General features: G+C 60.3%; 24 protein-coding genes. 13 read left to right on the top strand and 11 right to left on the bottom strand.

All coding sequences use genetic code 11. From position 1 onward, the window contains the following. Positions 1-31 precede the first annotated feature (31 nt). On the top strand, positions 32-1,162 hold the full coding sequence (locus ACNAZS_RS16055) for a glycosyltransferase family 4 protein (RefSeq protein ID WP_415791065.1): 1,131 nt from the start codon (positions 32-34) through the stop codon (positions 1,160-1,162). A 2-nt stretch (positions 1,163-1,164) separates the two neighbouring features. Further along, positions 1,165-2,292 carry a glycosyltransferase gene (locus ACNAZS_RS16050; protein WP_415791063.1) on the top strand — a complete coding sequence of 376 codons (1,128 nt, stop codon included), beginning with the start codon at positions 1,165-1,167 and terminating at the stop codon, positions 2,290-2,292. Positions 2,293-2,434: 142 nt separating this feature from the next. Here the strand turns inward: ACNAZS_RS16050 and ACNAZS_RS16045 are convergent, their stop codons facing one another. The 3 genes from ACNAZS_RS16045 to ACNAZS_RS16035 are packed head-to-tail and all read right to left on the bottom strand — an operon-like array spanning position 2,435 to position 4,315. Beyond that, entirely contained in the window at positions 2,435-2,587 is a 153-nt protein-coding gene (locus ACNAZS_RS16045; RefSeq protein ID WP_415791061.1) for a hypothetical protein, read from the bottom strand. A 10-nt stretch (positions 2,588-2,597) separates the two neighbouring features. Beyond that, complete coding sequence (locus ACNAZS_RS16040) at positions 2,598-3,464, bottom strand: type III pantothenate kinase (protein WP_415791059.1); 867 nt, start codon at positions 3,462-3,464, stop codon at positions 2,598-2,600. Continuing rightward, complete coding sequence (locus ACNAZS_RS16035; RefSeq protein WP_415791057.1) at positions 3,461-4,315, bottom strand: biotin--[acetyl-CoA-carboxylase] ligase; 855 nt, start codon at positions 4,313-4,315, stop codon at positions 3,461-3,463. The genes ACNAZS_RS16040 and ACNAZS_RS16035 overlap by 4 nt, the downstream gene beginning before the upstream one ends. A 100-nt stretch (positions 4,316-4,415) precedes the next feature. Between ACNAZS_RS16035 and ACNAZS_RS16030 the strand changes: the two genes are divergently transcribed. From ACNAZS_RS16030 to lipA, 6 genes are all read left to right on the top strand, one after another. After that, on the top strand, positions 4,416-5,069 hold the full coding sequence (locus tag ACNAZS_RS16030; protein ID WP_415791055.1) for an alpha/beta hydrolase: 654 nt from the start codon (positions 4,416-4,418) through the stop codon (positions 5,067-5,069). A 218-nt stretch (positions 5,070-5,287) separates the two neighbouring features. After that, entirely contained in the window at positions 5,288-6,535 is a 1,248-nt protein-coding gene (locus ACNAZS_RS16025; RefSeq protein ID WP_415791053.1) for a D-alanyl-D-alanine carboxypeptidase family protein, read from the top strand. Between the two features lie 48 nt (positions 6,536-6,583). Continuing rightward, a complete protein-coding gene (locus tag ACNAZS_RS16020; RefSeq protein ID WP_415791051.1) occupies positions 6,584-7,450 on the top strand; it encodes a D-amino acid aminotransferase in 867 nt (288 codons plus the stop codon). A 9-nt stretch (positions 7,451-7,459) separates the two neighbouring features. Beyond that, positions 7,460-7,768, top strand: coding sequence for a YbeD family protein (locus ACNAZS_RS16015; RefSeq protein WP_415791049.1), 309 nt, complete (start codon positions 7,460-7,462; stop codon positions 7,766-7,768). A gap of 21 nt (positions 7,769-7,789) precedes the next feature. Then, entirely contained in the window at positions 7,790-8,446 is a 657-nt protein-coding gene (gene lipB / locus ACNAZS_RS16010; protein WP_415791047.1) for a lipoyl(octanoyl) transferase LipB, read from the top strand. 62 nt (positions 8,447-8,508) lie between these two features. After that, a complete protein-coding gene (gene lipA, locus ACNAZS_RS16005) occupies positions 8,509-9,510 on the top strand; it encodes a lipoyl synthase (RefSeq protein ID WP_415791045.1) in 1,002 nt (333 codons plus the stop codon). Here lipA and hutG read toward each other — a convergent pair. Together hutG and ACNAZS_RS15995 are read right to left on the bottom strand one after the other, a co-directional pair. Then, the gene (hutG, locus tag ACNAZS_RS16000; RefSeq protein ID WP_415791043.1) at positions 9,507-10,298 is read right to left on the bottom strand and encodes an N-formylglutamate deformylase; all 792 of its coding nucleotides are present in this window, start codon (positions 10,296-10,298) and stop codon (positions 9,507-9,509) included. The genes lipA and hutG overlap by 4 nt on opposite strands. A 68-nt stretch (positions 10,299-10,366) precedes the next feature. Next, a complete protein-coding gene (locus ACNAZS_RS15995; RefSeq protein WP_415791041.1) occupies positions 10,367-10,930 on the bottom strand; it encodes a cob(I)yrinic acid a,c-diamide adenosyltransferase in 564 nt (187 codons plus the stop codon). Positions 10,931-11,081: 151 nt separating this feature from the next. Between ACNAZS_RS15995 and ACNAZS_RS15990 the strand changes: the two genes are divergently transcribed. Beyond that, the gene (locus ACNAZS_RS15990; RefSeq protein WP_415791039.1) at positions 11,082-11,423 is read left to right on the top strand and encodes a copper-binding protein; all 342 of its coding nucleotides are present in this window, start codon (positions 11,082-11,084) and stop codon (positions 11,421-11,423) included. Positions 11,424-11,496: 73 nt separating this feature from the next. On the opposite strand, the gene ACNAZS_RS15985 is transcribed toward ACNAZS_RS15990, so the two are convergent. The 6 genes from ACNAZS_RS15985 to ACNAZS_RS15960 all read right to left on the bottom strand — a co-directional run bounded on the left by ACNAZS_RS15985 (position 11,497) and on the right by ACNAZS_RS15960 (position 17,202). Then, a complete protein-coding gene (locus tag ACNAZS_RS15985; RefSeq protein ID WP_415791037.1) occupies positions 11,497-12,501 on the bottom strand; it encodes an alpha/beta fold hydrolase in 1,005 nt (334 codons plus the stop codon). 173 nt (positions 12,502-12,674) lie between these two features. Further along, the gene (gene hslU, locus ACNAZS_RS15980; RefSeq protein ID WP_415791035.1) at positions 12,675-14,009 is read right to left on the bottom strand and encodes an ATP-dependent protease ATPase subunit HslU; all 1,335 of its coding nucleotides are present in this window, start codon (positions 14,007-14,009) and stop codon (positions 12,675-12,677) included. 36 nt (positions 14,010-14,045) lie between these two features. Then, the gene (hslV, locus tag ACNAZS_RS15975) at positions 14,046-14,585 is read right to left on the bottom strand and encodes an ATP-dependent protease subunit HslV (protein WP_415791033.1); all 540 of its coding nucleotides are present in this window, start codon (positions 14,583-14,585) and stop codon (positions 14,046-14,048) included. 160 nt (positions 14,586-14,745) lie between these two features. Beyond that, positions 14,746-15,210: an RNA polymerase-binding protein DksA gene (gene dksA / locus ACNAZS_RS15970; protein WP_415791031.1), complete on the bottom strand. Its 465-nt coding sequence runs from the start codon at positions 15,208-15,210 to the stop codon at positions 14,746-14,748. A 56-nt stretch (positions 15,211-15,266) separates the two neighbouring features. Beyond that, positions 15,267-16,370, bottom strand: a complete 1,104-nt coding sequence (locus tag ACNAZS_RS15965; protein ID WP_415791029.1) for a CobW family GTP-binding protein — start codon at positions 16,368-16,370, stop codon at positions 15,267-15,269. 322 nt (positions 16,371-16,692) lie between these two features. Next, positions 16,693-17,202: a Fur family transcriptional regulator gene (locus tag ACNAZS_RS15960; protein ID WP_415791027.1), complete on the bottom strand. Its 510-nt coding sequence runs from the start codon at positions 17,200-17,202 to the stop codon at positions 16,693-16,695. A 170-nt stretch (positions 17,203-17,372) separates the two neighbouring features. Between ACNAZS_RS15960 and ACNAZS_RS15955 the strand changes: the two genes are divergently transcribed. From ACNAZS_RS15955 to ACNAZS_RS15940, 4 genes are read left to right on the top strand one after another with little or no spacing between them, the layout of a single operon-like run. Further along, positions 17,373-17,525, top strand: a complete 153-nt coding sequence (locus ACNAZS_RS15955; protein ID WP_415791025.1) for a hypothetical protein — start codon at positions 17,373-17,375, stop codon at positions 17,523-17,525. A gap of 5 nt (positions 17,526-17,530) precedes the next feature. After that, the gene (locus ACNAZS_RS15950) at positions 17,531-18,283 is read left to right on the top strand and encodes a metal ABC transporter ATP-binding protein (protein ID WP_415791023.1); all 753 of its coding nucleotides are present in this window, start codon (positions 17,531-17,533) and stop codon (positions 18,281-18,283) included. A 58-nt stretch (positions 18,284-18,341) separates the two neighbouring features. Continuing rightward, entirely contained in the window at positions 18,342-19,229 is an 888-nt protein-coding gene (locus ACNAZS_RS15945; protein WP_415791021.1) for a metal ABC transporter permease, read from the top strand. After that, positions 19,229-20,278 (top strand): metal ABC transporter substrate-binding protein, encoded by a 1,050-nt coding sequence (locus ACNAZS_RS15940; RefSeq protein WP_415791450.1) that lies wholly within the window; start codon positions 19,229-19,231, stop codon positions 20,276-20,278. The genes ACNAZS_RS15945 and ACNAZS_RS15940 overlap by 1 nt, the downstream gene beginning before the upstream one ends. The last annotated feature ends 14 nt before the right edge of the window (positions 20,279-20,292 follow it).

Here is a 20,292-nt window from a genome sequence, read left to right as displayed (position 1 = left end):
ACGTTGCGCCGGATTTCTGGGAAAGCGTACGGTGCACATAGGCGTTGACGCGCGCCTGTTGACCATGCCTGTGACAGGTATTGGCCGATACACGACTGAGCTTGCCCAGGAGTTGCTGACGCAAGGTCGCGCGTTGACGCTGTACATGCCGCAGTCTCCCGTAGTGGGTGATTGGTCCAGCCCGAATGTCCACGTACGGGCTGGCAGCATCCGGGGCCGGGTCGGCCGGATGCTGTGGTCGCAGACGGTGTTGCCTTGGCAGGCAGGGCGGGATCGTGTTGATCTGTTCTGGGGGCCTGCGCATCGTTTGCCACGGTATCTTTCGCAGTCAATTGCGCGGGTGGTGACTATCCACGATCTGGTGTGGAAGCACGCAGGCGAGACGATGCGGCCGTTGAGCCGGTTTATGGATCGGACGTTGATGCCGCAGGCCGTGCATCTGGCCGATCGCATCATGGCGGTGTCGCGCAGTACGGCAGATGCCATAGAAGCGGAATTTCCGCAGGCCCGGGGCAAGGTGCGCGTGGTGTATCCAGGAGTCACTGCGTTGGCTCCCCCCGATAATCGCGAGGCTTTGCGTGCGCTGGGTGTGAGCCGGCCGTATTTCTTGTTTGTCGGCACGCTCGAGCCGCGTAAGAACCTCAGGCGCTTGTTGGGCGCCTATGCACGCCTGCCGCAAGCGTTACGTTCAGCGTGCCAGCTTGTCATTGCTGGCGGCAAGGGATGGGGCGGGGTGGATGTATCTCAATTGCTGGAGCAGACAGGTTTGACGGGGCAGGTGGTGGTGACGGGTTATGTGACAGATACCCAGTTATCTACGCTTTACGCGCACGCGCGTTTTCTGGCCATGCCATCGCTGTATGAGGGATTCGGTCTTCCCTTAGTGGAGGTTATGTCGTTTGGCGTCCCCGTGGTTACCGCCAATATCTCGTCGTTGCCGGAAGTCGCGGGTGAGGCCGGTGTGTTGGTGGACCCGTTGGATGAAAGCGCTATCGCCAATGGCCTGTCGCGTCTGTTGACCGATGAAACACTGTACGCCGAATTGGCGGGAAAGGCTCGTGCCAATGCCGCTCGCTTTACCTGGCAAGCCGCCGCGCAACAGGCGATGGCGGTATTTCACGAGGCCATTGAAGTCCGGCGCTCGGTGAGCAAAGGGACGTAATCATGGCTGCGCCGCGTATCCTGCATCTCTATCGCTGCTATTACCCCGATCCCCCTGGTGGGGTGGCAGAAGCGATGCGCCAGATCTGTCTGGCGACTTCAGATTACGGGGTACAAAGTACGATTTTCACTTTGTCGCCCAAGCCTACTCCGTCGACACTGAATCAACCAGAAGGACAGGTCGTTCGGGCTCGTTCCTGGGCGGCGCCGGCGTCTTGCGATCTGGGCGGCCCGGCGGCTTTTGTACGCTTTGCTGAACAGGCTCGGCGAGCCGATGTGATTTGCTATCACTTCCCCTGGCCGTTTGCGGACCTGATGGATTTGGTGGTGCGTCCGGAGGTTCCCACTGTATTGGTCTATCACTCGGATATCGTGCGGCAGCGTTGGCTCGGTCAGGCTTATGCACCGCTGATGCGGCGCATGCTGTCATCTGTGTCCGCCATCGTTGCGACTTCGCCAACGTATGCCGCTTCCAGTCCGGTATTGTCCGATCCGCGCTGGAAGGATAAGGTGCGCGCTATTCCCCTTGGCATTGTCGAATCCCCGCAGCAAGAGGATGCGCGCGTGCTTGGCCGGCTGGGCCTGACCGAGGGACAGCCCTATTTCCTGTTCCTGGGGGCGTTGCGCTATTACAAGGGTTTGCATACGCTCGTGTCTGCGGCCAGGCAGGTCAATGCGCCCATCGTGCTCGCTGGCTCGGGCACCGAAGACGCGGCGCTGCGGGCACAGGCCGCGCGCTTGGGCGCGGGTAATGTCCTGTTTGCCGGACAGGTATCCGATGCCGAGAAAACCGCCTTAATGAAGCGTTGCCTGGCATTCGTCTTGCCATCGCATTTGCGATCCGAAGCCTACGGCATGGTGCTGGTCGAGGCCGCTATACAAGGTCGACCGTTGATCTGCTGTGAAATCGGATCGGGTATGTCGTTCGTCAATGCGCAGGATGAGAGCGGTTTGCTGGTGCCCCCTGAGAACGAACAGGCCCTGGCCGAGGCCATGAATACATTGTTGAATGATCCGGCATTGGCGGCCCGGCTGGGGCGAGGCGCGCGAGCCCGCTATGAACGCCTGTTTTCAGGAGCGCCGCTGGGCAGGGAATACGCTGCGTTGTTCCATGAGTTGGCGGCGCGTTGACGCTGAGCAGCGTTGAGCGTCGTCGTCGGGCAATCGGATAAAGGACTATTTTTCAAACAGATCAGGTTGGCGCGGATCGGCTGGTTGCGGATCGTAGTTGATAATCACCGGCGGCTTCACGCAGGATATTTGGGACTGCAGACTACGGCCGGATCTTGATGCGTTCCGCATTCAACTCTTGGCTGAACGTGGAGCGATCACGTCCGGCATCCTCAGGCCGAGCGCCCATCCAGCCCTGGCCCAGTGCATAGACCCAGAGGTTGGCTAGGACAATCAGTACGAAAAGTACACGCATGACAGTTCGCTCACAGAGATTGAGGGTCGGGTTCAGAAGCAAGCAGTGCCAGGCCATCAAGCACAGGCCTATCCAGATAGTGCGGGGTTGGTGTCGAACCTGTCGCATTACCGGTTTGCGCCAGCAATCGTTCCGTTTCCTGTTGCACCTCGGGCCAACCACCACCCGCCACATAGAGGTCCGCAGGTTGACCATAGTGGTGGCAGGCCGCCAGCCACTGTCGAACCACGGCGCCGGCTTGGGCGGCGGCGATACCGGAGGCAATGGCTTGATGGGTATCGACCGGAAAATCGGTGACGGATCCCTCGGCCAGAGGCAAGTTCGCGGTGCCCCGGGCCAGCGAGCTGCGCATCAGCGCGGGGCCGGGGAAAATCAGGCCGCCAATAAAAATGTCATCGGGTCCGACCGTGTCGATCGTCGTGGCAGTGCCGAACGAGGCCAGTACGAATGGAGGGTGATTCGGCGTTAAACGACTGCGTACGCCGAGTAGCGAGACGAGGCGGTCGGCGCCTAGCTGGGTGGGCTGGGTATAGCCGTTTTTCAGGTGCAGCAATTGGGCGCGTGAGGTAATCCAATGCACGGGGCAACCGTGGCGTGCCAGTGCATCGTGAATGCCCGCTCCCCGTTCGCCGCCTGCGACATTCACGCCCAGGGCCAAGGCAGGTTTGTGCGTCAGGGTGCCGAGCCAGTCACCGAGGGCATGCGGGTCGAGATTGTCAAAGGCAACGGCAGCGGGCTCGCGTGCAGCAGGCGTTGCAGCAGACGCGACCCCGTTTATGGAGGGGGATTTGGCGTCGCCCGGTTTCCCGGCCGTCGGCGACATATGCAGCCAGCCGACTTTCAGCCGACTGTTGCCAGAGTCGATGAGCAAAATCATGGTGTTTGCTCCGCGGTGCGGGGTCGAATCGAGATCTCGCCCACTGACACCGGGACGAGATCCCGCGTTGTTTGCACCATCAAACGGCCGTGTTCGTCCAGGCCCCGAGCACAGCCACTGAAGAGCACCGTACCTCGATCAATGATGTTGACGTCGCGGCCCGCCAGGGCATCTACCGCGCTAAACCGATGACAAAATGGCGCGAAGCCGTCTGTTTCGAGTTGCGAGATCGCCTGACGCCACGCGGTGGCCACCGCGCAAACGATATCGGCCACGCTAACGGCGAGGCCATTCGAATGCTGTGTGACGGTTGCCCAATCGGCGATAGAGCGGCCCAGTGCTTGCGACAGCGTCTCAGCATCGCTCAGGTTGATGCCGATGCCGACGATGACGGTGTACGCGTCCGGTACGGCCAAGTTGCGTGTGGACTCGACCAGGATGCCGGCCAGCTTGCCGTCGTGCCATTGCAGGTCGTTTGGCCATTTGACGCGTAGCGGATCGGGGTTGCCGATCAGGCTGCGTAGCGCTTCCCCGGCGATCAGCCCGGCCAGGGGGGAAAGGGCTGGCAGGCGATGCGCGGGCATACGAACAGGGTAGGCGCAGGAAAACATCAAGGTGGCCCCGGCGCGGTTTTGCCACGGTCGTCCAGCTCGTCCGCGGCCTGCCTGCTGTTGGTGGGTCCCCAGTAGCCATGTGCCTGAGTCCTGGCGTGCGCGTGCCAGGAGATCGCCGTTGGTGGAGCCGGTACCGGCTGTCCAGGCGATATCCTGAAAGCCGTCCAGTCGTGCGGACAGCTCGCGCGCCAGCGTCTGGGGCGTAGGCAGATCAATAGGGCGGACATCATTAAGCATGGCGGCGATTGTAGGGCACCTGGGCAGGGCGGGTCACGGCGCCTGCACCGCGATCAAGGTTGGTAACATGCAGGCTGCTTCTATTATTTCGCATCCGCCTATGTCTGCTCGTACCGAAAACCAGGGTTTTACCGGCGAGGCCGGTCGTATCGATTGCGCCATTGACTGGCCTGCCGAGACGCCACGCGGCTGGGCATTGGTCCTGCACCCCCATTCTTTGCAAGGAGGGGCGCGCGATAACAAGGTCGTGACCACGATTTCGCGCGCCTGTGTCCAACACGGGTTGGTCGCGGTACGCCCCGATTTCCGTGGGGTTGGCCAATCAGAAGGCCAGTTCGATAAGTCCCGCGGCGAAACGCAGGACATGTTGGCGCTGGTGACCCAGGTGCGTGAGCGTTATCCCGATTGGGCGGCGATGCCCTGGGTGCTGGCCGGGTTTTCGTTTGGTACTGCGGTTGCGGCGCAGACCTATGCGGGTTTGGTGCAGGCGGGGGACGCTGCGTTGCCGTCGGCGTTGATGCTGATGGGGGCGGCGGTGCAGCGCTTTCAGGCGGCGGAGGTCACGGTGCCGGCCGATACCCTGATGGTGCACGGCGAGGTCGACGACGTGGTGCCTTTGAAAGAAACCCTGGATTGGGCCCGCCCGCGTGATATACCTATCGTGGTCGTGCCGGGTGCCTCGCACTTTTTCCACGGCAAGCTGTTAGTGTTGAGGGCTTTGGTGCAGGCTCGTCTGAAGGTCGCGCTGGACTAGAAACCAAGGCCGACAAGTGCAATGGCGTTTGCTGCTGCGACAGCGCCGTGCTATTGCGGAACGTTCTCTCCACGGCGCGGTCTTATGTGCCTGCCTATAATGACGCTGCTTTCATGGGGTTGCTTGTTGATCAAGCGGCCGCTGTCTATCTGGCAGGCCTGTTAACCGTATGCGTGTTGCCCGTGAGGGCTATTCTTGATTGTGGATCCCTTTTGCCGATGAAACTCACTCGCTCCTCCTCGCCTTCTGTTGCGTTTTCCCGCCGTGTCCTGGCTAGTGCCGTGTTGTCGGCGATGCTGGCTTCAACGCCGTTAGCCTGGGCGCAACAGGAGCCGGCGGCGCCCGTGCCCGCTGCGGCGCCTGCCGCGCCCGCGGCGGTGTCGCAGTTGGCAGAGCTGTCGAGCGTACCGGCCCCCACTATTGCGGCGCGCGCATGGATCACTCTGGATGCGACGAGCGGGCAGGTGCTGGCGTCGTCGAATCCGGATATGCAGATCGAGCCGGCTTCGCTGACCAAGATCATGACCGCCTATGTGGTGTTCAATGCGCTGAAAGAAAAGCGCATTACGCTGGATCAGCAGGTCACTGTTTCCGAAAACGCCTGGCGCACGGGCGGTTCGCGCATGTTTATCGAGCCGCGCAAGCCGGTGACGGTCGATGAGCTCATCCAGGGTGTGATCGTGCAGTCGGGCAATGATGCGTCGGTCGCGCTGGCTGAGGCGGTCGGCGGTACCGAGGCCTCGTTTGCGACGCTGATGAATCAAGAGGCTCAGCGCCTGGGTATGACCCAAACGAATTTCCTGAACTCCACGGGTTTGCCGGACCCGCAACACGTGACCACGGTGGCTGATCTGGCCAAGCTGGCCGTCGCGCTGATCAATGATCATCCCGAGGAGTTTCACTACTACAAGCAGAAAGAGTTCACCTACAACAAGATCACGCAGCCTAACCGTAATCGTCTGCTGTGGGCGGATCCCTCGGTCGATGGCATGAAGACCGGCCACACGGACGCCGCGGGCTATTGCCTGGTGTCCACTGCGATGCGTGGCGACCGTCGTATTCTGACGGTGCTGGCTGGCGCGGATAGCGAGGCCTCGCGCGCCGAAGAAAGCCTGAAGCTCCTGAACTGGAGCTTCCAGAATTTTGACTCGGTCAAATTGTATGGCGAGAACCAGCCTGGCCTGGATGTCCGCGTCTGGGAAGGTACGGTCGAGACGGTCAAACTGGGTCCGGCCCAGCCGATCTGGGTGACGGTGCCGCGCGGCAAGTCCGGTGAGATCAAGCCGATGGCACAGCGCACGGATCCGCTGATCGCGCCGCTGACCAAAGGGCAACAAGTCGGTACGCTGCAGTTGACACTGGACAACAAGGTCCTGCGCACCGAGCCGTTGGTCGTGCAAGAGGCCGTTGAGCGCGCGGGCTTTTTTGGTCGCATGATTGACTGGGCCAAGCGCCAGTTCGAGTAAGATTTTCTTGTCTTTTTCCTTTAGCGATTTCAATCTCAGGAGTACTTGATGATTCCGGGCATGCCAGGTGATAGCCAGGTGTATCTCAATGGTGAATTTACGCGAGCTGATCAAGCCAAGATATCGGTGCTGGATCGCGGATTTATCTTTGGTGATGGTATTTACGATGTGGTTCCGGTATACGACGGCAAGGCATTGCGGATGACCGAGCACCTGGATCGCCTGGACCGTAGCCTCAAGGCCCTGAGCATTGGGCAGCCGATGTCGCGCGCCGAATGGGAAAACCTGGTGGGTGAGTTGATTCGTCGCTCAGCCACGCCGTCGTGCCTGGTTTATTTGCAGGTGACCCGTGGTGTGTACAAACGCGACCACGCCTTCCCCAAGGAACCTATTACGCCCACGGTGTTTGGCATGGCAACCGCGTTTGCGCAGCCGACGGCCGCACAGCGTGAGCAGGGCATCAAGGTGATCAGCATTACCGACGAGCGCTGGCTGCACTGCGAGATAAAATCGATCTCGTTGCTGGGCAATGTGCTGGCACGTCAGAAGGCTGTCGAGGCGGGTGTGGACGAGGTTGCCCAGTTCCGCGACGACTTTCTCACCGAAGGGTCGTCCTGCAATCTCTGGATCGTATCGGGGGGCAAGTTGATGGTGCCGCCGAAAGACAATCTGATCCTCGAGGGTATTCGCTATAGCTTGCTGGGCGAATTGGCCGACAAGGTCGGGGTGCCGTTCGAGGCGCGCCGCATTGCCAGAGACGAGGTCGAATCGGCGGACGAAATCCTGGCGTCCTCAGCCACCAAGGGCGTGTTGCCGGTGACGTCGTTCGACGGCAAGCCTGTCGGTAACGGCAAGCCCGGCCCGGTTTATGCCAAATTGCGGGCGGCGTATGATGACCTGATTGCGTCCTTGTAAATCTGGGTTTTGCCGTGCGAGCGTACGGCGGTAGATTTTGTCATGAACATCATTTCTCCTGAAGACTCCCTGATCGAGTATCCGTCGGATTTTCCGATTAAGGTCATGGGTAAACAGCATCCCGAGTTTGCCCAGACCATGACCGAGTTGGTGCTGCGGTTCGACCCGGAGTTTGATCCGGCCAAGGTCGAAATGCGGCCCAGCAAGGGCGGCAACTATATGGGTCTGACATTCACTGTACGTGCGACCTCGCGCGAGCAGCTCGACGATCTGTATCGCGCGCTGCATGCGCATCCTATGGTGTCCATCGTCCTGTAGGGCGTATCGCTTGGTATATCCATGATCAAGTGGTTGATCCGTCCGGCCGAGTACACCTCGGTGTGGCAAGACATGCAGGCGTTTACCGCGGCACGGGGCACTGATACGCCAGACGAAGTGTGGTTGTGCGAGCATGCCCCGACCTATACGCTGGGGCAGGCCGGCAAGCCCCAGCATTTGTTGAGCCCGGGGGCGATCCCGGTTGTCATGTGCGATCGCGGGGGCCAGGTGACTTATCATGGGCCGGGCCAAGTCGTCGCGTATTCCCTGTTTGATTTACGTCGCGCAGGCTGGTTTGTGCGTGACTATGTGCGTCAACTCGAAGATGCCGTTATCGACACGTTAAGCGATTTTGGTATCGCACACGCCTGTCGCCAGCCTGGCGCGCCGGGCGTCTATGTGCCGCATCGGTCCACCGGCGATCTGGCCAAAATCGCAGCCCTGGGTATCAAGATTCGTAACGGTTGTGCCTATCACGGTGTGGCGCTGAACGTAAATATGGATCTGTCACCGTTTTTGGGTATCAATCCGTGCGGGTACGAGGGGCTGGTGACCGTCGACATGGCGACTTGTGGGGTGCAACAAGACCTGGTGGTTGTGGGCGATCGCCTGGCTCAGCGCTTGTTGGACGCCTTGCCCGAGCCCCTGTGCGATGCCCCTGAAAGGTTGGCGCGTTAGAATGCTTTTTTCTCTCCGTCCGGTGCCGTATTTTGATGCGCCGGTCATGACGAAGGTGACGAATGTCCACGCTTGAGTCCACTCCCGCTTCCTCGAACGACGCGACTATCGCTGCGCCGGCCCCCTATGACGCCACGCAAAAGCAAAAATCGCAGGCCAAGACCGCCCGTATTCCCATCAAGATCGTGCCGGCCGAACGTCTGAAAAAGCCCGAGTGGATTCGCGTCAGGGCCGCCGCACCGGGCTCGCGCTTTTACGATATCAAGCGCATTCTGCGCGAGCACAACTTGCATACTGTGTGCGAAGAGGCGTCGTGCCCCAATATTGGCGAGTGTTTCGGCAAGGGGACGGCGACCTTCATGATCATGGGCGACAAGTGCACGCGGCGCTGTCCCTTCTGTGATGTGGGCCACGGCCGCCCCGATCCGCTGGATACCAACGAGCCCGAGAATCTGGCACGCACCATTGCGGCCCTGAAGCTCTCGTACGTGGTGATCACGTCGGTCGATCGCGATGATTTGCGTGATGGCGGGGCGGCACACTTTGTTGACTGTATTTCGCGTATCCGCGCCTTGTCGCCTACGACGCGGATCGAAGTCCTGGTACCTGACTTCCGCGGCCGCCTCGAGCGTGCGCTGGCGATTTTGAATGCCGGCCCCCCCGATGTGATGAACCACAACCTGGAAACCGTGCCGCGTTTGTACAAGCAGGCTCGTCCGGGCTCTGACTATGCGCATTCGTTGAAGCTGTTGGCCGAGTTCAAGCAACTGCATCCCGAAGTCCCGACCAAATCAGGCCTGATGCTGGGTCTGGGTGAAACGGACGAGGAAATTCTGCAGGTCATGCGCGACATGCGCGAGCATGGCGTGGACATGCTGACCATCGGCCAGTATCTGCAGCCATCTGAGCACCACCTGCCCGTTTTGCGTTATGTGCACCCCGATACGTTCGCGATGTTTGAACGCGAAGCCTACGCGATGGGGTTTTCCCACGCGGCCGTGGGGGCAATGGTGCGCTCGTCGTACCACGCCGACGAGCAAGCGCATGCGGCTGGGGTGAATTAAAGCTGCTGGTACGCCGCATTGACGAGGCGTTCGACGACGGATGCGACTTGGCCGGCCTCGTTGTCTCGCCATGCGTAGGGATAGGTCTCGTCCATGTAAGTGGACTGGCACATTTCCAGTTGAATGGCGTGAATGTTCTGGTCCGGGGCACCGTATTGGCGGGTGATGTATCCGCCTTTGAAGCGGCCATTGATGGCCCAGGTGTAGGCGTTAACGTTGTCGAGTTGATTACGGATTGCGTCTTCCATCGCAGGGTTGCAGCTCCTGCCGCCTGCTGTGCCGATATTCAGATCCGGAAGTTTCCCATCAAAAAGGCGCGGGATGATGCTGGCGATAGAGTGTGCTTCCCAGACCAATACTTTGTCATGCTTGGCGCGCAAGCGATCAATTTCGTGGCGAAGCTGATCGTGATAGGGCTGCCAATAGTGTTGGCGTCGTGTTTCGCGCTCGGCATCATCGATGGTTTCTGCGCCGTCCAAATATAACGGTTGGCCGTCGAAGGTATGCGTGGGACAGAGGCCAGTTTTGGCTTGTCCTGGGTAGAGGTTCTCGTCATTGGGAGGGCGGTTTAAGTCCACCACGTAACGTGAGTAGCGCGCCCACAAAAACGAGGCGCCGAGCTTTTTGGCAAAGGCGTACAAGCGGTCCAAATGCCAATCCGTGTCGCCAGAGCGTAGACCGAACTCGGTCAATCGGGGTTGTAGGGACCCGGGGATCTGGCTTCCCAGATGCGGAATTGAAATCAGTAGCGGGGCAGTGCCGGCTTCAAAATGGTAAACGTCGCTCATAGATAAAAGGATAGCTTGATTTCAGGGATAGGTCTCGACTGTCGCCAACGTCATCCCAATGCTTTTCGTTACTCGGCCTGTACTCGCGAATGTGGGCTGGTCCAGAACACGTCGCTCATGCCCTGTAGGATATTCAAATGCCGCGCCAAGACGAACATCAAGTCAGATAACCGATTCAGATATTGACGTACCGACGCATTGAGGTTGTGGTGTCGTTCCAGGGTGACTACGGAACGCTCCGCGCGTCGTGCGACCGTGCGAGCGAGATGCGCCAGCGCCGCTGGACGGCAACCGCCTGGCAGAATGAACTCGCGCAGCGGTGGCAGGGCGCCGTTATAGTGCGCCAACCGTTGGTCTAAAAACGCGATCTGAGTAGCGGTCAGCGTTGTGTGGCCAGGGATACATAGCTCGGCGCCCAGGTCGAACAAATCGTGCTGGATGGCGTTCAGATCCGCTTGAACTGGATCAGGTAAGGATTCTGTGCGTAAGAGTCCAATGACGCTGTTGAGCTCGTCGACGTCGCCGAGCGCTGCGACACGCGGCTCGTCTTTGCGAAGCCTGCTGCCATCGCCCAGGCCGGTAGTGCCATCGTCGCCGGTGCGTGTAGCGATGGCCGAAAGTCGATTGCCCATGCGAAAAATCTCTCTAGTCGGTGGTTATATGCGGAAACAGCTTGATAGTGTAGTGCCTGCTGCAGTGCAGCCGGACGCGTTATCCTGTACGGGTATGTAGCGTCGGCGATAGTCGGCGTTTTAGGCCGGTTTCTGGCTGAAGGAGCAATGAATGAAAAAGCTGTCTAGCGTAGCGGGACGAGTGCTGATGGCGTCGAGGCTGGCTCTGGTCGGCCTGGCCTGGCCGACCGCGCACGTACTGGCCGCTGAGCAACAAGTGTCTGCGAAACAGGACGCTACCGCTACTGCAAGTGGCGAGGTGCGGCGGGTAGACGCGGCAGCGGGCAAGGTCGCGATCAAGCATGATGCGATATCGGACTTGGAGCTGCCCGCGATGACGCTGGTGTATCAGGCCAGTCCAGCCCTGCTGACCAACATCAAGCCTGGCGACCGTGTGAGGTTCACGGCCGCGCGCCAGAACAGCAAATATATCGTGACGGCGATCAGTAATTAGTCGCCTTGCGGCCTACCAGTACCGGGTTAGATAGGCCGCTTCGCCGTGATGTCGATTGGATAGTGTCCGCGCGCTACAGCATCTGGTCCAGCTCTTGCACCAGACGCTCATGGAATCGTTCGGGATCCTGGATTTGCGGCGAATGCCCCAATTCCGGGAAAGCCACCAGCCGTGCGCCTGGGATCGCCTGCGCGGTGGCCGGCCCTAGTGCCGCGTAATTGCCCAGCGTCGTGGCGACTTCCGGCGTGGCTGCATCCTTGCCCGGCGCCGTGTTGTCTTGTTCGCCAATCAACAGCAGAGTCGGCACGCGCACCTGGCCGAACTCATGCACCACCGGTTGGGTATATACCATGTCATAAGTCAGGGCCTGGCTCCAGGCGACCTGCTCGCGCCCTTCGCCCTGGACCATACCTGCCGCCATCGTGACCCAGCGGTCATATTCGGGTTTCCAGGTGTCGGCGTAATAGGTGTTCTGCTGGTACTTCTTGATACCCGCGAAGTTTGTCTTCAATTCGCGTTCATACCATTCATCCACCGTGCGATAAGGCACGCCCTTGGCCTTCCAGTCTTCCAGGCCGATGGGGTTTACCATCACCAGGGCGTTGACTTGGTCCGGGTACATCAAGGCGTAGCGCGTAGCCAGCATGCCGCCCATGGAATGGCCCATGATCACCGCACGTTCGATGCCCAGGGACTGCAGCAGGGCATGGGTATTGGCGGCAAGCTGATGAAAACTGTACTGATAGGCGGCTGGCTTGCTGGATTTGCAGAAGCCGATCTGGTCCGGGGCTACTACCCGGTAGCCTGCGCGCGTCAAGGCGCTGATGGTGCCTTCCCAGGTGGCGCCGCAGAAATTCTTGCCATGCAGCAGCACGGCGGTGCGGCCATTGGGGCGTTCAGGCTGAATGTCCATGTAGGTCATGGACAACGACTGGCCTTGCGACGTCAGATTGAATTCACTGACTTGGTAGGGATAGTTGAAACGTTCGAGCCGGGGCCCATAGTCGGGCACGGCGGGCTGGGCGTGAACGCTGGCGGTAACAAAAAGCGTCGCGGCGGCGATGGTGGGTTTGAACATGCGAGCCTTCATTGAACATGAACGAAGTTATGCGACATCCACGCATCACAATGGTTCAGCTTTTTGTCAGTAAATGCCGCGCCTGCATCGACTTGCATTATTTTGATGAGTCTCGCTGCACGAGGCTATGACAAGACAAGCACCGCCACGCCCACGCAGCGGTGCTTCATACGTTACAGCACGTAGCGCGCCAGATCCTGGCTGGCTGCGGCTTCGGACAACTGTTCGTTCACGTAGGCCGCGTCGATCTTGACGTTACGGCCGCTGCTGGCCGTTGCATCGAACGAGAGCTCTTCGAGCAGCTTTTCCATGACGGTGTACAGACGCCGCGCGCCGATGTTTTCGGTGCGTTCATTGACCGAAAACGCCAGTTCGGCCAGGCGTTCGATGCCCTCGGGTGTGAATTCGAGGTGTACGTCTTCGGTGGCCAGCAAGGCGGAATATTGCTTGGTCAGCGAGGCGTCGGTGTCGCACAGGATGCGCACGAAGTCCTGGGCCGAGAGCGATTCTAGTTCGACGCGAATGGGAAAGCGCCCCTGCAGTTCGGGGATCAGGTCAGACGGTCGTGACAGGTGAAACGCACCCGAGGCGATGAAGAGGATGTGATCGGTGCGCACCATGCCGTAGCGGGTGTTGACGGTCGTGCCTTCCACGAGTGGCAGCAGGTCGCGTTGTACACCCTGACGCGAGACATCGGAGCCACTGCTTTCTTGGCGGGTGGCGATTTTGTCGATTTCATCCAGAAAGACGATACCGTTTTGCTCGACGTTGGCAATGGCGACAGTGCGTAGATCGTCTTCGTTGACGCGCTTGGCGGCTTCTTCGTCGACGATGAGCTTGAAGGCCTCTTTGACCTTCATTTTCTTGGGTTTTTTCTTGTCGCGGGCCATGCCGGCGAACATGCCGCGCAACTGCTCGGCCATTTCTTCCATGCCCGGCGGGGTCATGACGTCCATTTGCGGCACCGTCTGGGCGACTTCGATTTCGATTTCCAGGTCGTCGATCGTGCCTTCGCGCAGCCGTTTGCGGAATGTCTGGCGGGCACTGCTGTCCTGGTTGCGTTCGGGTTCGCCAGATGCGCCCCGGGCTGGCGGCACCAGGGCGTCCAGGATACGGTCTTCAGCGGCGTCTTCGGCCTGGGTGCGTACGCGGCGCATTTCGAGCTCGCGCGTTTGTTTGATCGAATATTCGGTCAGGTCGCGAATGATGGTATCGACGTCGCGGCCGACGTAGCCGACTTCGGTGAACTTGGTCGCCTCGATCTTGATGAACGGCGCGTTGGCCAGCTTGGCCAGGCGGCGGGCGATTTCGGTCTTGCCCACGCCGGTGGGGCCGATCATCAGGATGTTTTTGGGGTGGATTTCATGGCGCAGGGGTTCGTCGACCTGTTGGCGACGCCAGCGGTTGCGCAATGCGACGGCCACTGCACGCTTGGCACGGTTTTGGCCGATGATGTATTTGTCGAGCTCGGAGACGATTTCTCCGGGAGTCATAGTGGATGCGGACATGAGCGGAATCCTTGCTGCAGCAACTCGTCGCGGCGGCTATTCGCCTAACGTTTCGACGACGTGGTTCTGGTTGGTGTAAATGCACAAATCGCCAGCGATCTCGAGCGATTGTTTAACGATGTCGGCTGGGGCTAGCTCGGTGTTGCGCAACAGGCCCAGCGCGGCCGCTTGCGCGTAGGCGCCGCCGGAACCAATGGCCGCCAGACCGTGCTCGGGCTCGAGGACATCACCGTTGCCGGTCAGGACCAGGGTGTGTTCGGCATCGGCCACGATCAGCATGGCTTCCAGGCGGCGCAGTACGCGGTCGGTACGCCAGTCGCGGGTCAGCTCGACGGCGGCGCGCATCAGGTGACCCTGGTGTTTTTCGAGTTTGGTCTCGAAGCGCTCTTGCAGCGTAAAGGCGTCGGCGGTGGCGCCGGCAAAGCCTGCCAGAATTTTGTCATGGTAGAGGCGACGGATCTTGCGGGCGGTTCCCTTGATGACGATGTTGCCCAGGGTGACCTGGCCATCACCGCCCAGCGCAACGCGGTTGCCGCGGCGCACGCAGATGATGGTAGTGGCGTGAAATTGTTCCATGCGTTCCTTCCTGTGAAGGTCTGAATTGGGGGCGATGCGCCAGATTTCAAGGTGCCGCCTGCATGACATTATCCCTCTGGATCATGCATAACAAGAAAAAGGGCCACATCGGAAAACCGATGCGGCCCTGGAGAGACAGACAAATAGCGCGGGGGAGGGGTTAGTCTCCGTAGAGCTTTTGACGCATTTCGCGCCGCTCTTGCGCCTCGAGAGAGAGGGTAGCGGTCGGGCGTGCCAACAGGCGGGGGACGCCGATGGGTTCGCCGGTTTCTTCGCACCAGCCATATTCGCCGCTTTCGATGCGGGCAATGGACTGTTGCACTTTCTTGAGCAGTTTGCGTTCGCGGTCGCGGGTACGCAGTTCGAGAGCGTGCTCTTCTTCGATGGTCGCGCGGTCGGCGGGATCGGGCACGAATTGCGTTTCGCGCAAGTGCTCGGTGGTCTCGCCGGCGTTGGCCAGGATGTCTTGTTCGAGTTGCTTGAGTCGTTCTTTGAAGAACGCCAATTGGCGGTCGTTCATATAGTCCGACTCGGGCATGGCCAGCAATTCTACTTCGCTGGGCAGATCAATCGCCGCGTCGCTCGTCGACTTGTTTGATTTTTTGGTTGCTGCCTTGGTAGCCATGAAAACACTCCACTATGAATCGATCCTGGCGCGATGCGCGCGTCGGGATTGCGGCGTTAGCCCGCCAGGCACTGCTCCAAACCCCGGGTGAAAATTTCCTGGGGCAGTTTACGACCGATAAAGACCATCTTGGTAGACGGTTTTTCGGCTGCGGTCCACGGCTTGCCAGGTTCGGCGCCCATCATCATGTGAACACCCTGAAACAACATGCGGCGGTTGATGCCTTTCATGTACAGGATGCCCTTGTAGCGCATGAGGTCGGGACCGTAGACCTGCACCACTCCGCCGAGAAATTCTTCAAGCCGTGCGGGATCGAACGGCTTGTTGGAACGGAATACGAACGCACCGATTTCGTCGTCGTGATGGTGGTGGTGGTGATCGTGAGTTTGACAATGCGCCCCGCATTCGCCTTCGTGGTCATGATCGTGGTCGTGACCATGGTCATGACCGTGCTCATGGGCATGGGCGGCGTCGGGGTGCTCATCGGCCAGGAATTCGGGGTCGATGTCGAGAATGGAGTTCAGGTTAAAGCCACTGATGTCGATGATCGACTTGAGGTCGACTTCGCCAAAATTGACCGGCGTAATGGGCGCGCGCGGATTGATGCGCACCAGGCGGGCGCGTAGCGCCTCGTAGTCGGCTTCGTTGACCAAGTCTTTCTTGGACACCAGGATGCGGTCGGCAAAGCCGACTTGTTTCTGGGCTTCGGACTGGGCGTCGAGCGTCGCCATGCCGTGCTTGGCATCGACCACTGTGACTACCGCGTCCAGGCGGTAGTATTCGGCGATGTCGTCATCCATGAAGAACGTCTGGCACACCGGGCCGGGATTGGCCATGCCGGTGGTTTCCAGGATAACGCGTTCGAAACTGAGCTCGCCCGCTACGCGCTTGGCGCGCAGCTCGGCCAGCGTGCGCATCAGGTCGCCGCGCACGGTGCAGCAGACGCAGCCGTTGCTGAGCTCGATGATTTCTTCGTCGCTGTCTTGTACGAGCAAATCGTTGTCGATGCTCTCGGGTCCGAATTCGTTTTCGATGACGGCAACGCGACGGCCGTGGTATTCGGTCAGGATGCGCTTGAGCAGGGTGGTCTTGCCCGCACCGAGAAAGCCGGTGAGGATGGTGACGGGAACCATTTTGTCCAAATTGCGCTGGGTATTCATGGCAAGGCGGTAAGCTGAAAGCTCCAAGGCGCACGAGTGCGTCCAAGGCGATTAACGACAGGCGGCCGCGGTTGCGACCGGACGCAGGATTACAGCACAGTCGGCGCGGGTGGGCAAACCCCGGGACAACCCCCGGCACCGAACTTTTGTCACCGGTATAAAACGCTACGGTAATCCATCAGATGCAGTTATATGGGGATGTATGTCTGCATTTCAAGTGCGGCAGCCTACTTGACCGGAATAAGTGGCGGCGCAATACGCGCGCGCAGCGGTCGCCGCGACCGTGGGGGACGATTCAGCTGGCTGGCCGTTGTCTCGTGGTTCAGTGTGCGTGGCCGTGATGATGGTGGCCGGCATCCGTCGATTGCTTTTGTTGGCACTGCGGGCACAGGGCACGGATTTCGGTCTCGTGGGTGACCAGGGCAAAGCCGGTCAGGGCCACGCGTTCGGCTAATTGCCGGCTCATCGCGGGGTCGCTGACCTCGGCGACCGCGCCGCAACCCGTACAGACCACGAGCAGATCATGAGGGGCGCCGCCGGCGTCCTGGCAAGCTGTCCAGGCATTCACGGCGTCCAGGCGATGGATCAGGCCTTCGTCCATGAGAAAGTCCAGTGCGCGGTAGACGGTGGGAGGCGCGGCGCCGGGATGTTCGGCGCGCATGGCATCAAGCAACTCGTATGCCTTCAGGCTGCGACCGTGGCGCAGGAGCAATTCCAGCACCTTACGACGTATGGGCGTCAGTCGGCGACCGCGCTGCGCACAGAGCGATTCGGCGATGTTGAGTTGTTCGCCTATGGTGTCAGAGTGGCTAGTGCGGGGCGAGGTGGGCATCACGATCAGGGCGGCGGTGTCAGGCCGGACAGGTAATCCCTGGAAAGTATCAGAAAACAGGCCGTACAGGGAGCAAGGGGTCGATCTTGCTCAGTATTGGTATGATATAACATATCTAAATTAAGTAAATGACGTCGCCTGGCCTATGCGCTGGGCGGCATGACACTGATATGTCTCATATTGTTTCCGCTGCTTCGGCGCGTTCTCATCGTTCCGCGCTGCGAACCTCGGTTTTTTGCCGTTTGGGCATCGCGGCGGTGGTGGCAGTGATCCTGTGGATGTTGACGGGGTGGGCGCTGGACTGGCGGTGGATCGGGGCGTGAACGGCATGGCAATTTCTACCCGCGAGGCAGGCGCGAGCGTATCGGTCGATGAACCTGTGATCGCGTTGCGTGATGCGGCTTTTGGCTGGCGGGGGCAGGCGGCCGTGCGGGCGGTGACCGGACATTTTGACCGAGGATCGATGACGGCGATCGCGGGGCCCAACGGCGCCGGCAAATCCACCTTGATCAAAGGCATGGTCGGGCTCATGCGCCCCATGGCCGGCCATCTGCATATCAGCCGTGCCGAACGCCACCGCCTGGCCTGGCTGCCACAGGCCGCGGAGGTCGATCGCTCGTTTCCGATCACGGTGCTGGACATGGTGGCCATGGGCGCGTGGCGGCGAGTTGGCGCGTGGCGCCGTTTTAGCCGAGCAGAAACGCAACGCGTCTGGCAGGCGTTGGAGACGGTGGGGCTGGCCGACGAGGCGGGCCGTATGGTGGGTGTCCTGTCGGGTGGGCAAATGCAACGGGCGCTATTTGCCCGGTTGATGCTACAGGATGCGCAAGTGCTGTTGTTGGACGAGCCTTTCGCCGCCGTCGACAGCCATACCGCGGACGCCTTGATGCAATTGCTATGTATGTGGAATCAGGAGGGCCGCACGGTGATTGCCGTGCTGCACGATTTGGCGATGGTACGCGCGTATTTTGCGCGGTCGTTGCTGCTCGCCGGACGGCAGGTTGCCTGGGGGCCGACGTCCGAGGCGTTGACGCCCGGCAATTTGGCGACGGCGCGTGGCGCGCTCGAGGAGTGGTTGTGATCGAACGTTGTCGGCATAGGCTGCGGGACGCGATATTCGATGTCGCAGGGAGTGTCGCATGACTGGGCTGGATTGGGTCGTGACGCCGTTTATTGACTATGCCTTTATGCGTCGCGCGCTGGCGGGGACGTCGGCGGCAGCGGTGGGCGCTGCGCCTTTGGGGGTGTTTTTGGTGCTGCGGCGAATGAGTCTGATGGGTGACGCGATGTCGCACGCGATTCTCCCCGGGGTGGCTGCCGGTTTTTTGCTTTCGGGCCTGTCACTATGGGCAATGCTGCTGGGCGGGTTGATGACCGGTTTGCTGGTCGCTGTACTGGCGGGTGTCGTGGCTCGGCTGACCCCATTGCGGGAAGACGCCAGTTTCGCGGCGTTTTATCTGATTTCGTTGGGGCTGGGGGTGTTGCTGGTATCGATGCGGGGTTCGAACATGGACCTGTTGCACGTCTTGTTTGGCACGGTGCTGGGTCTGGATGATGCGGCGCTGTTGTTGGTGACGAGTGTGGCGAGTGTGACGCTGCTCGCGATGGCGATGTGGTATCGGGTGCTGGTGGCCGAGTGTTTGGATGCGGGCTTTCTGCGGGCCTGCGGCGGTCGTGGCACGCTGGCGCATATGGTCTTTCTGATCATGGTCGTCGTAAATCTGGTGGCGGGGTTTCAGGTGCTGGGCACCTTGATGGTGGTGGGCATGATGATGTTGCCCGCGGCGGCCGCGCGGTTCTGGTTGTCGACTGTTGCAGGACAGATTGTTCTCGCGGCGGTGATAGGGATCGGGTCGGGTATCTCCGGCCTGTTGATTTCGTATTACTACAACCTGCCAGCGTCACCCGCCATCATTTTGGCGGCGGGTCTGGCGTATTTGATTTCTGTGGTTTGCGGGCCGCAGGGTGGGCTATTGCATGGCCTGATTGCGCATGGCCACGCAACGTTTTCGCTAAAGGAAAAATGATGCATAACAATTTTGTCGCACAGGCGCGGCGCCGTGTTTTGACGCTGTTGATGTTGGGAGCCGTTGGCGTATGCGCGCCGGCCGTGGCGCAAAGCGCCGAACCTCTGCGCGTCGTCGCCAGTTTTTCGGTGCTGGGCGATATGGTGCGTGAGATCGGTGGTGACGATGTGTCGGTGACGACCCTGGTCGGTCCCGATGGCGATGCCCATTCGTATGAGCCCACGCCAGCCGCGGCGCGTCAGTTGAAAGACGCGGCTGTGTTGGTCGAAAATGGACTGGATTTTGAAACGTGGCTGCCCCGCTTGGCCAAGGCCGCGGATTTTTCAGGCGCCAAGATCGTTGCCACCGCCGGGATTACGCCGCGCAAGATGGCTGAGTCAAAGTCAGAGTCAGCGCACGCGGGTAGCCATCACCAAGCCGATGGTGACGATCATGATCATGACGGTCACGATCATGACGCGCATGATCACGATCACGACACGCACAAGCACGACGATCACCATCACCACCATCATGGCGATCAGGACCCTCACGCTTGGCAAAGCCTGAAGAACGGCGCCGTCTACGCCCACAATATTGCCGAGGGTCTGGCCGCGGCCGATCCGTCGCATGCGGCGAGCTATCGTCAACGCGCTCAAGCCTATATCGCGCGCATCGACGCATTGGACGCTCGGATCCGGAAGATCTTTGCTGCGATTCCGGCCGAGCGCCGTCAAGTCGTCAGCTCGCACGACGCGTTCGGCTATTTTGGGGATGCCTATGGTGTGCGATTCATCCCCGTGGCAGGGTTGTCGACCGACGCGGAGCCTTCGGCGGCCGACATGGCACGCATTATTGAGCAGGTCAAGCGCGAGCATGTGTCCGCCGTCTTTGTCGAGAACATCAGCAACCCTGCCTTGGTTCGGCAGATTGCACGCGAAACAGGGGCCCGTGCCGGTGGTACGCTCTATTCCGATGCGCTGGCCCCATCCGGGCAACCGGCGGCGACTTATTTAGGAATGTTTGAATGGAATGCTCGTCAGTTGGCCGACGCCTTGCAGCCGCAATAATTATGGCCAGCGCG

Origin of the sequence: Bordetella tumulicola, from assembly GCF_965138755.1 — a bacterium.
In the GTDB taxonomy this organism is placed as follows: Bacteria; Pseudomonadota; Gammaproteobacteria; order Burkholderiales; family Burkholderiaceae_B; genus Bordetella_A; species Bordetella_A tumulicola.
The sequence above is the reverse complement of the archived record's forward strand: the minus strand, read 5'-3'. Positions and strand labels throughout refer to the sequence as shown.